The organism is Aeromonas sp. R2-3 (genome assembly GCF_040908375.1).
GTDB classification, from domain to species: domain Bacteria; phylum Pseudomonadota; class Gammaproteobacteria; order Enterobacterales; family Aeromonadaceae; genus Aeromonas; species Aeromonas veronii.
Genome location: NZ_JBFODP010000006.1, coordinates 1 through 13167, shown reverse-complemented (window position 1 = coordinate 13167; position 13167 = coordinate 1). Strand labels below are relative to the sequence as shown.

14 protein-coding genes are annotated in these 13167 nt (G+C 61.3%); 10 read left to right on the top strand and 4 right to left on the bottom strand.

Annotation, left to right across the window (positions count from 1 at the left end; all coding sequences use genetic code 11):
* The first annotated feature begins 7 nt into the window (after positions 1-7).
* Entirely contained in the window at positions 8-1423 is a 1416-nt protein-coding gene (locus AB5Z02_RS02650) for an FAD-dependent oxidoreductase (RefSeq protein ID WP_005346752.1), read from the top strand.
* Positions 1424-1498: 75 nt separating this feature from the next.
* On the opposite strand, the gene AB5Z02_RS02645 is transcribed toward AB5Z02_RS02650, so the two are convergent.
* Positions 1499-2077, bottom strand: a complete 579-nt coding sequence (locus tag AB5Z02_RS02645; RefSeq protein WP_368215206.1) for an O-methyltransferase — start codon at positions 2075-2077, stop codon at positions 1499-1501.
* A 286-nt stretch (positions 2078-2363) separates the two neighbouring features.
* On the opposite strand from AB5Z02_RS02645, the gene AB5Z02_RS02640 reads away from it, so the two are divergent.
* On the top strand, positions 2364-3659 hold the full coding sequence (locus AB5Z02_RS02640) for a DEAD/DEAH box helicase (RefSeq protein WP_201986149.1): 1296 nt from the start codon (positions 2364-2366) through the stop codon (positions 3657-3659).
* 99 nt (positions 3660-3758) lie between these two features.
* Positions 3759-4409 carry a DUF2913 family protein gene (locus tag AB5Z02_RS02635; protein WP_368215205.1) on the top strand — a complete coding sequence of 217 codons (651 nt, stop codon included), beginning with the start codon at positions 3759-3761 and terminating at the stop codon, positions 4407-4409.
* Positions 4410-4503: 94 nt separating this feature from the next.
* Here AB5Z02_RS02635 and AB5Z02_RS02630 read toward each other — a convergent pair whose 3' ends face one another.
* The 3 genes from AB5Z02_RS02630 to AB5Z02_RS02620 all read right to left on the bottom strand — a co-directional run bounded on the left by AB5Z02_RS02630 (position 4504) and on the right by AB5Z02_RS02620 (position 7366).
* The gene (locus tag AB5Z02_RS02630; protein WP_005346763.1) at positions 4504-4743 is read right to left on the bottom strand and encodes a FeoC-like transcriptional regulator; all 240 of its coding nucleotides are present in this window, start codon (positions 4741-4743) and stop codon (positions 4504-4506) included.
* Positions 4740-7010, bottom strand: a complete 2271-nt coding sequence (feoB, locus tag AB5Z02_RS02625) for a Fe(2+) transporter permease subunit FeoB (protein ID WP_368215204.1) — start codon at positions 7008-7010, stop codon at positions 4740-4742. Before feoB ends, AB5Z02_RS02630 begins: the two co-directional genes overlap by 4 nt.
* Before the next feature lie 128 nt (positions 7011-7138).
* The gene (locus AB5Z02_RS02620) at positions 7139-7366 is read right to left on the bottom strand and encodes a FeoA family protein (protein ID WP_005337384.1); all 228 of its coding nucleotides are present in this window, start codon (positions 7364-7366) and stop codon (positions 7139-7141) included.
* 119 nt (positions 7367-7485) lie between these two features.
* Between AB5Z02_RS02620 and AB5Z02_RS02615 the strand changes: the two genes are divergently transcribed.
* The 7 genes from AB5Z02_RS02615 to AB5Z02_RS02585 all read left to right on the top strand — a co-directional run bounded on the left by AB5Z02_RS02615 (position 7486) and on the right by AB5Z02_RS02585 (position 12940).
* The gene (locus AB5Z02_RS02615) at positions 7486-7815 is read left to right on the top strand and encodes a translation initiation factor (RefSeq protein ID WP_005337385.1); all 330 of its coding nucleotides are present in this window, start codon (positions 7486-7488) and stop codon (positions 7813-7815) included.
* A 259-nt stretch (positions 7816-8074) separates the two neighbouring features.
* Positions 8075-8632, top strand: a complete 558-nt coding sequence (locus AB5Z02_RS02610) for a TMEM165/GDT1 family protein (RefSeq protein ID WP_005337386.1) — start codon at positions 8075-8077, stop codon at positions 8630-8632.
* A 163-nt stretch (positions 8633-8795) separates the two neighbouring features.
* Complete coding sequence (locus AB5Z02_RS02605; RefSeq protein ID WP_368215203.1) at positions 8796-9734, top strand: DUF2157 domain-containing protein; 939 nt, start codon at positions 8796-8798, stop codon at positions 9732-9734.
* Positions 9727-10731, top strand: a complete 1005-nt coding sequence (locus AB5Z02_RS02600; protein ID WP_274161735.1) for a DUF4401 domain-containing protein — start codon at positions 9727-9729, stop codon at positions 10729-10731. The genes AB5Z02_RS02605 and AB5Z02_RS02600 overlap by 8 nt, the downstream gene beginning before the upstream one ends.
* Positions 10728-11246, top strand: a complete 519-nt coding sequence (locus tag AB5Z02_RS02595) for a GDYXXLXY domain-containing protein (protein ID WP_304520793.1) — start codon at positions 10728-10730, stop codon at positions 11244-11246. The genes AB5Z02_RS02600 and AB5Z02_RS02595 overlap by 4 nt, the downstream gene beginning before the upstream one ends.
* A 71-nt stretch (positions 11247-11317) precedes the next feature.
* Positions 11318-12064, top strand: coding sequence for an ABC transporter substrate-binding protein (locus AB5Z02_RS02590; RefSeq protein WP_216948828.1), 747 nt, complete (start codon positions 11318-11320; stop codon positions 12062-12064).
* Between the two features lie 129 nt (positions 12065-12193).
* On the top strand, positions 12194-12940 hold the full coding sequence (locus AB5Z02_RS02585; RefSeq protein ID WP_368215200.1) for a substrate-binding periplasmic protein: 747 nt from the start codon (positions 12194-12196) through the stop codon (positions 12938-12940).
* Positions 12941-13167 lie beyond the last annotated feature (227 nt).

The following is a 13167-nucleotide window of genomic DNA, read 5'->3' as shown; positions in this document are numbered from 1 at the left end:
GAACCCTATGAGCCAGAACGTATTTCAGTTTATCGATGTCCAGCGGGTCGACCCGCCCAAGAAGCCGCTCAAGATCCGCAAAATCCAGTTTGTGGAGATCTACGAGTCCTTCAATCAGCCTCAGGTACAGATGCAGGCGGATCGCTGCCTCGAGTGCGGCAACCCCTACTGCGAGTGGAAGTGTCCGGTCCACAACTACATCCCCAACTGGCTGAAACTGGCCAAAGAGGGGCGCATTCTGGAGGCGGTGGAGCTATCCCACCAGACCAACAGCCTGCCGGAAGTGTGCGGTCGGGTCTGCCCGCAGGATCGCCTCTGTGAGGGCTCCTGCACCCTCAACGATCGCTTCGGCGCGGTAACCATCGGCAACATCGAAAAATACATCACCGACAAGGCGTTCGAGATGGGCTGGAAGCCCGATCTCTCGAACGTGGTCAAGACCGGCAAGCGGGTCGCCGTCATCGGTGCTGGCCCTGCGGGCCTCGCCTGTGCCGACGTGCTGGCGCGCAACGGCGTCACCCCGGTGGTGTTTGACAAGTATCCGGAGATCGGTGGCCTGCTCACCTTCGGTATCCCCTCCTTCAAGCTGGAAAAAGAGGTGATGCAGCGTCGCCGCGAGATCTTCCAGGGGATGGGCGTGGAGTTTCGTCTCGAGACCGAAGTGGGCAAGGACATCACCTTCGCCGACCTGCTCGGCGAGTTCGATGCGGTCTTCCTCGGGGTCGGCACCTACAAGTACATGAAGGGCGGCTTTGCCAACGAAGAGGCGCCGGGCGTCTATGACGCCCTGCCCTACCTCATCGCCAACGCCAACCGCTTGCTGGGCTTCGAGAAGGCACAAGCCGACTACATCGACTTCGCCGGCAAGCAGGTGGTGGTGCTGGGCGGTGGCGATACCGCCATGGACTGCGTGCGTACCGCCATCCGTCAGGGGGCCGCCAAGGTGATCTGCGCCTATCGCCGCGACGAGGAGAACATGCCGGGCTCCAAGCGGGAGGTGAAAAACGCCCGCGAGGAGGGGGTTGAGTTCATGTTCAACCTGCAACCGGTAGCGGTCGAGCTGGATGCCAGCGGTCGCACCGTCGGCATCAAGGTGGTGAGCACCGAGCTGGGTGAACCCGATGCCAATGGCCGCCGCAATCCGGTGGTCATCGAGGGCTCCGAGCAGGTGCTGGCTGCCGATGCGGTGGTGATGGCGTTTGGCTTCCAGCCCAACCCCCAGCCCTGGATGGCGGAGTTCGGCATCGAGCTCGACAACCGGGATCGCATCAAGGCCCGCGAGCAGGCGGAATACGCCTTCCAGACCAGCAACCCCAAGGTGTTTGCCGGTGGCGACGCGGTGCGTGGCTCCGATCTGGTGGTGACCGCCATCTACGAAGGGCGCAAAGCCGCCGAAGGGATCATGGACTATCTGGCTGTCTGATCTGACCGACCAAGACCCTGATGCGCTTTCACAATCAGCCTCGCCAATGCGGGGCTGATTTTTTGTAGCTACCCCCTACAAACGCACCACCAGCCACTCCCCCTTGCCGACCGGCACCAGCGAGGTGGCAAAGGCCGGATCCTGCCCGACCTCGTTCATCCACTCCTCCATCTCGCTGCGATGGGAGATGGCGTTATCAACCACCAGCAGGCCACGGGGTGCCAGCAGGCGGCGGATCTGCGGCCACCATGCCCGGTAGTGCTGACGATCCGAATCGAGGAAGATGAGCTGATAGCCGCCTTGCGGCAAGGTCGGTAGCAACTCGCCCGCATCCCCTGCCAGCAAGGTTACCCAGGGGGCCAACTCTGCCTGCTGAAAGTTGTCATGGGCCAGCACGCGCTTATCCTCATCCAGCTCAATGGTTGTAACGTGCCCCTCCAGCCGACGCACAGCTTCTGCCAGCCAGAGTGTGGAGTAACCATTGGAGGTGCCGATCTCCAGCACCGCCTGCGCCCCACGGGTCTGCACCAGCACTGACAGCAACTCCCCCGTGTCGCGGGTGATATTGAGCAACTTGCGCTGGCGAGCCTGCTGCATGCTGTCATTGCGCTCGCCAAGCTGCTCCAGCTGGCGTTTTAACTGTTCAAGTTCCATCGATATCCCTTTCGTCCTTGCCCAAAACCATTAGCCACACATCTAAGCTTGGCATTTGGGAGTCAAATGATTGCTTTCAACCGCCATTCACACCACAAAGGATGAGAAAAGGACAACCATTTGAGGCAGAATTTGTGACGTCTATCTGTTACACTTCGCGCCCGCCATTTTCCGGCTCACTCTCTGACTTGATGTCAGGCGCAGCCGTCGGTGGTTACAACCTCCGTCTCGCTCATGCCGAGCTAACCAAGCCAAACACAGCCCAGCTGGAACACAGGAACCCATTATGAGATTTGAATCGTTCGATTTTGCCCCCGAGATTTTGCGTGCTGTCTCAGATTGCGGTTATCAGGAGATGACCCCTGTGCAGCAACAGGCGATCCCGGCCATTCGCCGTGGCCGCGATGTGCTGGCCAGCGCCCAGACCGGTACCGGCAAGACCGCCGCCTTCGCCCTGCCCATCTTGCAGCGTCTGGTAGACAATCCGGCTCCGGTCCAGCCTTCCAACGCCCGTGTGCTGATCCTGACCCCGACCCGCGAGCTGGCGGCTCAGGTGGCGAGCAACATCAATGACTTCGCCAAGTATCTCGATATCACCACCATCACCATCGTCGGCGGTGGCAAGCAGGATGTGCAGGCCAAGAAGCTCAAAGCGGGCGCTCACATCATTGTGGCCACCCCGGGCCGTCTGCTGGAGCACCTCACCGCCTGCAACCTCAGCCTCTCTGGCGTCGAGTGTCTGGTGATGGATGAAGCGGATCGCATCCTCGACATGGGCTTCAGTGCCGATGTGCAGAAGATCCTGCAAGCGGTCAACAAGACCCGTCAAAACCTGCTCTTCTCCGCCACCTTCTCCGACGCGGTGAAGAAGCTGGCCAACCTGATGCTGGACAGACCGCAGATCGTCAGCGTCAACAAGCAGAACTCCACCGCCGACACCGTCAGCCACACCGTCTATCCGGTCGAGCAGAAGCGCAAGCGTGAGCTGCTCTCCGAGCTGATTGGCAAGCAGAACTGGCAGCAGGTGCTGGTGTTTGCCAGTACCCGCGAGAGCTGTGATGTGCTGGTCGAGGAGCTGAACCTCGACGGCATCAAGTCCGCCGTGGTCCATGGCGAGAAGGCCCAGGGCAACCGTCGCCGCGCCCTGCGCGAATTCATGGAAGGCAAGGTACGGGTACTGGTCGCCACCGAAGTGGCCGCCCGTGGTCTGGACATTCCGGATCTGGAATACGTGGTCAACTATGATCTGCCGTTCCTGGCGGAAGACTACGTGCACCGCATCGGCCGTACCGGTCGTGCCGGCAAGCGCGGCATGGCCATCTCCTTCGTCAGCCGTGAAGAGGAGCGCACCCTGCTGGAGATCGAGACCCTGATCGGCCAGAAGATCCGCCGCATCATGGTGCCGGGCTACGAAGTGAGCAGCCGTGACGAGCTGATCAAACAGCTGCAGGAGCGTCGCCGCTTCGGCAAGCGTCCGCAGCGTGAAGATAACGCCGTGGCCCAGGTGATGGCCGAAGCCAAGCTGCAGGGTCAGCGCCTCAAGCGTCTGGCCGCCGCCAAGAAGCCCCGTCAGCCGAAATAAGGCGCGCAGACTGCTTTATTGAACCGCAAAGGCGCCACTGGCGCCTTTGCCATCTCTGTCATCGGTGTTGACCACTGGTGGTCAACTGAAGGATTGCTTATGACCTCTCCGACCTACAATCAGGCCCTGCTCGAGATGGCCACCCAGAGCCTGGCCGAACTGGCCCGCACCGCCGAGCAAAAGGCGGGCAAGCGCACTCCGGCGCAAGAGAGCCACTTTCTCTGCACCTGGATGGCCGACTCCCTAAAGGAGAAGCGCTTCTCCCGTCTGGTGATGGAAGATTTGAAAGCTTGGGTGCAGCTTGGCCGCACCCTCGGCGCGGGTGCCGATCTCAAGGGGCTACTGGAGCGCATCGCCTTTCAGTACCAGTGTGCCATGGCCAACCCGCAGCAGCTGGGGGCCAAGCTGGCGGCGCTGCTGGATGAGCTCTCAGCGGCAGGCTGGCTGGTGCTGACCGAGAGCGAGGTGAACGCCAAGCTGCGCCTGCAATCTGGCGGTCAGGCGAGCCTAGTGGTAAGCCATAGCGAGTATCAGGGTCACATCGAAGCAGGTGAGCTTGTCAAACCCCTCACCCTCTATGTGCGCGGTGACGAGAAGGTGCTGGCCGAGGCGGCCTTCAAGCACGGCCTGCTGCTGAGCCAGGGCAACAAGAAAACCACCCTGGTCAAACACCACAAGGCCTACCGGCTGATGCCGGACAACGCCCAACCGACGCTGGCACTGCTGAGCGAGGCCCGCCAGAGCGCCTGATCCCGCCTGTTTTCAACAATAAAAACGGCAGACCCTTGAGCAGGATCTGCCGTTTTTTATTGTTCGATATTTGGTGATGAAGTCTGGTAGTCGTTTAGCGGATCTTGAACCCAATCTGGCCCGCGTCACACCACTCGAACATCACCTCCTCGCTCTTGCCGCAGCAACTGCCACCACAAACCCGACTCTCGCGCTTGATAACCCGCCCCTTGCGCATCCAGACGCCGAGCATGGCCTCCACCGCATCTTCCGAGGTGTGGAAGTGGCGAGCCAGATCACGCCGGCTCACCTTCTGCTGCGCGGCGAGGTAATCCCCCAGCTCGCGCAGGATCATAAGGTCACCACCTTGCGGGCGACGATGTCACCGTGACGGCGACCGGCCCACCAGAGCAGTACCAGAGAGAGGCCGTAGCTGACGATCCAGAACAGGCTCTGCTCCGGATGAGCGGCAAAGGTCGCGACCTGATAGAAGAGGGTCGCGCACATAAAGGCCATATAGTTGCACCATACCGCCGTCATCAGCGCCCACTGACGACCGGTTTCCCGCACCAGCGCGCCCATGGCGGCGGCGCAAGGCATGTAGAGCAGCACGAACAAGAGGTAGGCAAAGGCACCGGCCGCCCCGTCGAAGTGGGTCTGCATGTTGCCGTAGGTGGAGACATCCACCTCCTGCGCCTCGGCGGCAGCTTTCTGGTCGTCGAGGTTGCCAACATCAAGCCCCATGGGGTCGCTCGGGTTGATCTCCGCCAGATTGGCCGCCACGGCATCGATCGCTTCGTGGAAACTGGCCACCAGCGAGAACTCGCTCTCCTCCTCTGCATCGCCACCACCGGCGTAGAGGCTGTTGAGGGTCCCGACCACCGCCTCTTTGGCGAAGATACCGGTGACGATACCGACTGTGGCCTGCCAGTTGTCATCGCGTACACCGATGGGGTGCAGCACCGGGGTCACCGCCTGGCTGATTTTGCTCAGCACCGAGCTCTCCTGCTCCTGATGGCCGAAGCTGCCATCGGTACCCAGGGAGTTAAGCACGCTCAGCACGGCAACCACCAGTACGATGGTTTTACCTGCGCCAAAGACGAAGGATTTGAGCTTCTGCCAGGTCTTGATGGCAACGTTGACCGGACGCGGCCACTCGTAATCCGGCATCTCCATCAGCATGGAGTCGCTCTTGCCCGGCAGCAGGGTGCTGCGAAGCAACAGGCCGGTGAGCACCGCCACCACAATACCGATGAGGTAGAGACCGAACACCAGGTTCTGGCCAGACTCGGGGAAGAAAGCCACCGCAAACAGGGCGTAAACCGGCAGACGGGCACCGCACGACATGAAAGGCGCCATGGCGGAGGTCATCAACCGCTCCCGCTCGGAGTTGAGGGTACGGGTCGCCATCACCGAGGGGACGGTACAGCCAAAGCCCATCAGCATCGGCACGAACGCCTTGCCCGGCAGGCCGAGGCGGCGCATCAGGGCATCCACCACGAAGGCGGCACGGGCCAGATAGCCGGAGCTCTCCAGCACCGCGAGGAACAGATAGAGGCAGCCAATCACCGGAATAAAGGTGGCCACGGTCTGCAAGCCAACGCCAAAGCCGTCCGCCAGAATGGCGCCCAGCCACTCGGGGGCATTGACCAGCCCCAGCAGGTGGTGCACCCCATCAACAAACAGGGCGCCGCCCATGATGTCGAAGAAGTCGATAAAGGCGCTGCCGACGTTGATGGCAAACAGGAACATCAGGTACATGACAAACAGGAAGAAGGGGATGCCAATCCAGCGATTGAGCAGCACCCGATCCAGCCACTCGCTCTGGGCCTCGGTGAGCTTGCCCTTCTGCTGACGAGCCTGTTGTACCCACTGGTGGATATGGCCGTAGCGAATATCCGCCAGTTGCAGGTCGATATCCTGTCCCTGATGGGCGCGAGCCACTACATTGGCGGCGGCCGCCTGCTGACCGGGCAGCAGGGTTTCCTGCATCACCGCATCCTCTTCCAACAGGCGCAGGGCGCGACCACGGGTAGTGAGGTGATGCGGGGCGAGCAGGGTCTCCAACTCCGCCAGATCGGTTTCAAGCTCGTGGCCGTAATCGAGCTGCAAGGCGGCTTGCGGCTGACCGATAAACTGCCGAATCTGCTGCTTGAAGGCGGCAACCTGCTTGCTGTTGTGGGCAGAGAGGGCCACCACCGGGCAACCGAGGGATTTGCCGAGCTTGCTCTCGTCGATGACGATGCGGCGCTTTTGCAGGATATCCAGCTTGTTGAGCACCACCACCATGGGCAGGCCCAGTTCGCGCAGTTGCAGCGTGAGGTAGAGGGAGCGCTCCAGATTGGCGGCGTCGATGACGTTGAGCAGCAGGTCGGGTTGTTGGCCCTGGGCAAAGCGGCTGGCGATCTGCTCGTCCAGACTGCCATCCTGACTGGCCAGGCTATAGATACCGGGCAGATCCATCAGCTTGAAGTGATGTTCACCCGCGCTGAACTCACCCATCTTCTTGTCGACGGTGACACCACTCCAGTTGCCTACCTGCTGGCGGGCGCCGGTCAGGGCGTTGAACAGGGAGGTCTTGCCGCTATTGGGGTTACCTACCGTTACCAGGGAATAATTCATACCAGCTCTACCTCTATTTTCTTCTGAACCCGCCGCGTGCGTGTGGCAAGCCGCTTTGCAGGTTCGACTTCTTGTCTCTGAACCGCTCCCGGTGACTTTCTTGACCGGAGCGGCAGCCGAGCAGCGGGTTATACCGGCTCGACTTCTATTTGCTGGGCCAGACTCTTTTGCATGGAGAGACAGATCCCCTGGCACTGGATCTGGAGCGGGTCCCCCAGGGGGGCGGAGCGCAGATAGATGACTTCAGTCTGGGGCAACAGGCCCATCACCATCAGTTTGCGGCGCAGCGGCCGGGCGAGCTGATTCATATTCTTGATGCGAGCACTCTGTCCCGGTGACAACTGCGTGAGTACCATGACTGACTCCTGAAGTTAAACAATAATAATTCGCTTTTACTCAGGGCATTATAAGCTGTGTCTTCAACTTTTATTTGAGTAAAATCAAACTCCGCTTAGCTAACCCATAAAGTATTGCCATGAGTCACGACAACAACAGCCGCCTCGTTTACAGCACAGATGGCGGCATGATCAAGGAGCAGAGCGCTCCCCAATCCGCCTCCCCCTTCCCCACCGACGGCACCGTGCGCATTCGCCGCGAGACCAAGGGGCGCAAGGGTGCCGGGGTGATCACCATTCATGGCGTACCCGCCGATCAGCAAAAATCCCTGGCCACCCTGCTCAAGAAAAAGTGCGGCACCGGAGGCGGTATCAAGGAGGGAGTGATCGAGATCCAGGGGGATAAACGGGACCTGATCAAAACCGAGCTGGAGAAAGCCGGTTTCAGCGTCAAGCTGGTGGGTGGCTGATCCCCTTGTCACTCATGCGGTTTTTCCCTAGAATGCCCGCTCCCATCGAGGGGGAGTAGTCTCGCACGCCGGTGCCATCCATTGCATGAATACCGGTTTGCGACCCTGATCAACATACTTGGTGCCAAATCACCATGGTCAGGGTGATCCATGCCAGCCATGGATTTGACAAGACCTTTGACGGGCCAGTGCCAATACCGGGGACGGATGGCGCAGGCTTGTCTTTGGTTTATAACAATTCCGTCCCCCGGTCATTTTTATGGAAGCCTTGTTAACCTCAACCCTCAGCGTCGCTATTGCCGAAATCGGCGATAAAACCCAGCTGTTGGCGTTGCTGCTCATCTGCCGTTTTCGCAAGCCCTGGCCCATCATCGCCGGCATGCTGGCGGCTACCCTGCTCAACCATGCGGGCGCTGCCTGGATTGGCGAGTTCATCAGCCGCTGGCTCGATCCCAAGATAATGACCTGGCTGGTCGCCATCGCCTTTATCGCCATGGCTATCTGGATTTTGGTGCCGGACAAGATGGATGACGAGGAGAGCTCGCTGGATAAATACGGCCCCTTTATGGCCACCTTCGTGCTCTTCTTTATTGCCGAGATTGGCGACAAGACCCAGATTGCCACCGTGCTACTGGCCGCCAAATATGACTCGCTGGTACAGGTCATTACCGGGACCACCCTCGGCATGATGCTGGCCAACGTGCCGGTGGTGCTGATCGGCAAGCTGGGGGCAGACAAGCTGCCGCTCAAGGGGATCCGCATCGCCTGCGCCATCCTCTTCGTCGGCCTCGGGGTGAGCACTCTGATCTTTGCCTGATCGCCTTTTCCGCTGACCAAGCCCTCCACCTCGGAGGGCTTTTTTGTTTGCTGCTTTGTCTATTGCGTAACCCGCTGTCGCAACCACCAGCCGCAGAGCCAAGGGCAGTGCACGGTTGCGGGTGCCTCATGCCATAATGGGGCAAACCTCGCGGAGTCCCCCCATGCACAACATATCAAGAGAGACGCTTCTCGAATGGGTCAAACAGGGACGGCTGGCGCCAGAGAAGCTGGCGGACGCCCTCACCCTCGCCGATCTCCCCCCCCATCCGGCGCGCTGGCAGTGGCTGTTTGACCGGCTGCTGCTCTGGCTCGGTGCCCTCTGCATCGGGGCTGGCCTCATCTTCTTCGTTGCCTTCAACTGGCAAGAGCTGGGCCGGGTCTCCCGCCTCGCCCTGCTGGAGGCGCCGCTGCTCGCCATGCTGCTTCTGATGTGGCGCAAACCGCTAGGGGATACCCCCCGTCAGGCGCTGCTGCTCGCTATCGCCCTCAATATCGGCGCCCTGCTGGCGCTGGTGGGTCAAACCTACCAGACCGGTGCCGATCCCTGGCAGCTGTTCGCCACCTGGGCGCTGATGCTGGTGCCACTGGCGGCATTTGGCCAAAGCCCCCTGCTCTGGACCTTGAGCTGGCTGCTCGGCCAGCTGGCGCTGGTGCTCTACTGGCGGCTCGGTTTGTTCACGTTCTTCTTTACCTTCGATGAAGAGGGATTGGGCTGGTGCCTTACCCTGCTCAACGCCGTCCTCTGGGGTCTGCTTCTGCTGGCACCAAACCGCTGGTGCCTGATGCCAAGCTGGCTGGCGGGTCTGGCCGCGGGTCTGGGGGCCACCCTGCTCACCCTGCTGGCGCTGTTTGATGCAGCCTCCCCGCTGGTGTGGCCGCTCTGGCTTGGCTGGCTCGCTGCGGCCTATGCCCTTTGGCACCACAGATTTATCGCCGGACTCGCCATGGGGAGCCTCAGCCTGATTGCCGTCATCCTCGCGGCGCTGGGCAAGTGGATGGAGCCCGACATCAACGGCTTCTTGCTGCTGAGCCTGATCGCCATCGGCCTTTCGGTCACCGCCGCCCGCTGGCTGCAACAACAACGGAGGTCTCATGAGTGATCTGACCCTTTGGCAAGCACTGCAACAGGCCAATCTGGTGGAAGGGGATCAGCCCCGTGATACCCAGCCGCACTGGTCGAGCCGCTTTCTGCTCGGGCTGGTGGGCTGGATTGCCGCCCTGTTCCTGCTCTTTTTCCTGTTTCTCACCTTCGAGCAGCTGACCCGCGAGGCCAACAGCGCCCTGCTGCTGGGGGCCGTGCTGCTGGCGGGGGCCTACGCCCTCAATCGCAGCCAAAGCGGCGATCTCTGGGATCAGTTCGTGCTGGCCCTCACCCTGGCGGCCGATGCCTGGCTGCTCTATGGCCTGCTCGATCAGCTTGATCTTCATCACGCCCTGCTCTGGTTTGGGTTGTGCCTGCTGTCGCTCGCCATCGCCGTGCTGTTCGATCACTGGCTGGTGCGGCTGTTTCACAGCGTGGCGGCGGCCCTGCTGCTCACTCTTGGCCTTGCCTGCCTCGGGCTGCAACTGCTGGCGCTGCCGCTGGTGATGGCGGCCATCGCCTTCTGCTGGCTGCGGGCAGATAGGGATCCAGAGCGCCACCAGCTCTACCACTCCATCACGTTGGGGCTGGCCCTCTCCCTGCTGGTGCTGGGCCGTCTGCACCATCCGCTCTGGGATGGCGGCAGCAGCGTGCTGGACGAACTGGGGCTGTCCCGCCTGCCGCTCTGGCTCAATCCGCTGATCTGCGCCGCCCTGCTGCTGGCGGTGATGGTGAAGCTCAAGCTCCCCCTGCTGTTTGGCCTGCCGCTGGTGCTGATCAGCGCCATCATCCCCGGCATGGGGGCGGGCGCACTGGTGCTGATCCTCGGGTTTTATGCCGGCAGTCTGGGGCTGATGACCCTCTCGGCCCTGCTGCTGCTCGGTTATGGCTCGCTCTATTACTACGATCTGGGGCTCACCCTGATGACCAAATCCTGGCTGTTGCTTGGCTCCGGCATCCTGCTGCTGGGTGCCCGCCAGCTGCTCACCACATTCGCGGCAAGGAGCGATTCATGAAACCTGTGACCCGACAGCTCGCCCTGTTGCTGAGCGGCCTCGCCATCCTGGCGGGCATCAATGCCACCGTCTGGCGTTATGAGCACGCCATGAGCAGCGGCGAAGTGGTGCTGCTGCGGCTCGCTCCGGTCGATCCCCGCTCCCTGATGCAGGGGGATTACATGCGGCTGAACTACGAGATTGCCCGCGAGCTGACCAGCCGCGACGCCCGTACTACTCAAAACAAGGGCGGCGACACCCTGGTGATCCGCCTCGATGCCCATCAGGTAGCCACTCTGGTGGTCGATGGCAAACCGGATCGGCTCGCCAGCGATGAGCGGCTATTGCAGGTGCACCAGAGCGAACGGCAGTGGCAGATTGGTCCCGATGCCTACTTCTTTGAAGAGGGCTCGGGGGAGCAGTACGAAGCGGCCCGCTACGGCGAGTTCCGGCTGCAAGCGGATGGCAAGACCCTGCTGGTAGGGCTGCGGGATGAGGCCTACCAGCCCATCGGGCAGATCCGCGCCCGCTGGTAACGGCAGTGAGTGGCTATTTACTCTGTTCATGGTCACACTCAAGAGAAGGTTGATCGCTAAGGATGTTCCCAATGAGGATATGGCTGATCTGTCATCTGTTGCTGCTCTGCTGGGCCTCGACGGCCCGGGCTGACCTGGGCAAGCTCGAGTACCTCACCGAAGAGTACCCCCCCTACAACTACAGTGATCCGCAAGGCCAGCCCACCGGCCTTGCGGTCGATCTGCTGCAGATGATCTGGCAACACAGCGGCGTGCCCCCCCAGCCGGTGCGCATCCTGCCCTGGGCGCGAGGTTATTACTTGCTAACCCAGAAGCCCAACGTGGTGCTCTTCTCCACCGCCCGCACCCAGGCACGGGAAGACCTCTTCAAGTGGGTCTGCCCCATCGGCTACTCGGAGTACATACTGCTGGGCCGCAAAGCGCAAAACATCACCCTGACCGCCTTCGATCAGATGAGCCAGTACAAGATCAGCGCGGTGCGCTCGGATGCCGCCGAGCAGCTGCTGCTCAACAACGGCATGGATGACAACAACATCATCCCGGCCAACCGCCTGTCGCAGGGGTTGAAGATGCTGCTCTCCGGCCGCGCCGACCTGCTCGCCACCAGCAAGCTGGCGGGATATGACGCCATCCGCGAACTGAAGCTGAGCAGCGACGACTTCAATGTGGCCATGGTGCTGAGCGCCGAGCAGCTCTGCTACGCCTTCAGCCGTCAGGTGCCCGACAGCGAAATCACCCTCTTTCAGCAGGGCCTGACCCGCGCCCTCGCCTCGGAGGAGTTTCGAAAATTGCAGGCCAAATACCTGCCGGTGCGCTGAGCACTCACTCACCCGCTCGGCAGCAGTTCGCTGCCCATTTTATTGATGAAAGATGCAATAGAGGTGGCTAGCTATTCCCGCCGCAAGCAGTCAAACTGGGCTACATAGTTGATTGCGAAGGATCTTTCCGTGCGGACATGGCACCTACCTCATCTGCTACTGCTCTTGTGGGCCACCTTCGCGCAGGCCGATCCGGGCAAGCTCGAGTATCTGAGCGAAATATCTCCCCCGTTTAATTTCAGCGACCAGCAAGGGATGCCGACCGGATTGTCGGTAGAGCTGATGCAGCTTATCTGGAAAGCGCGGGGTGTGTCGCCCCAGCCCATCCGCATTCTGCCCTGGGCCCGGGGCTACAACCTGCTGCAACAAAAACCCAATGTGGTGCTGTTTGCCACCGCCCGCACCCCGCAGCGGGAGGCGCTCTTCAAGTGGGCCTGCCCCATCGATCACTCGGAGTTTGTGCTGCTGGGGCGCAAGGCGGACAACATCACCCTCGGCTCGGAGGCCGAGATCAGCCGCTACAAGGTCGGCGTGGTGCGCTCTACCGTCTCCAAACAGCTGCTGCTCGAACGCGGTATCGATGAGCGCCAGCTGATGCTGGCCAACCGCCTCACCCAGGCGGCCAAAATGCTCACCTCAGGTCGTGCCGATCTGTTTGCGACCAACAAGCTGGCGGGCTATCAAACCCTGCAGCAGCTTGGCTTCAAGCCGGATGACTTTCATGTCGCCTTCGTGCTGGATGCCAGACCGCTCTGCTATGCCTTCAGCCGTCAGGTGCCCGACAGCGAGGTCGCCCTCTTTCAGCAGGCGCTGACCCAGGTCGTCGCCTCGGCGGATTACTCGGCCCTGCAAGCCAAATACCTGCCGCTGCGCTAACGCCCTGATCGCCGCCGACATTGGGCGCGGGATGGGACTGTGCACCCGCGCTTTTTTGCCAAACATGCTCCGTCGCCTTGGCGAAATCGGCCAGCTTGGTCACACTTGAGCAGATATTCCCTTGATCAGGATGGCAAAAATGAAACCATGGATTGGATTGGCCGGGGCGCTGCTGGCCACCCTCGCACAGGCGAGTCCTGAGCTCGGCAAACTGCACTACATCACCG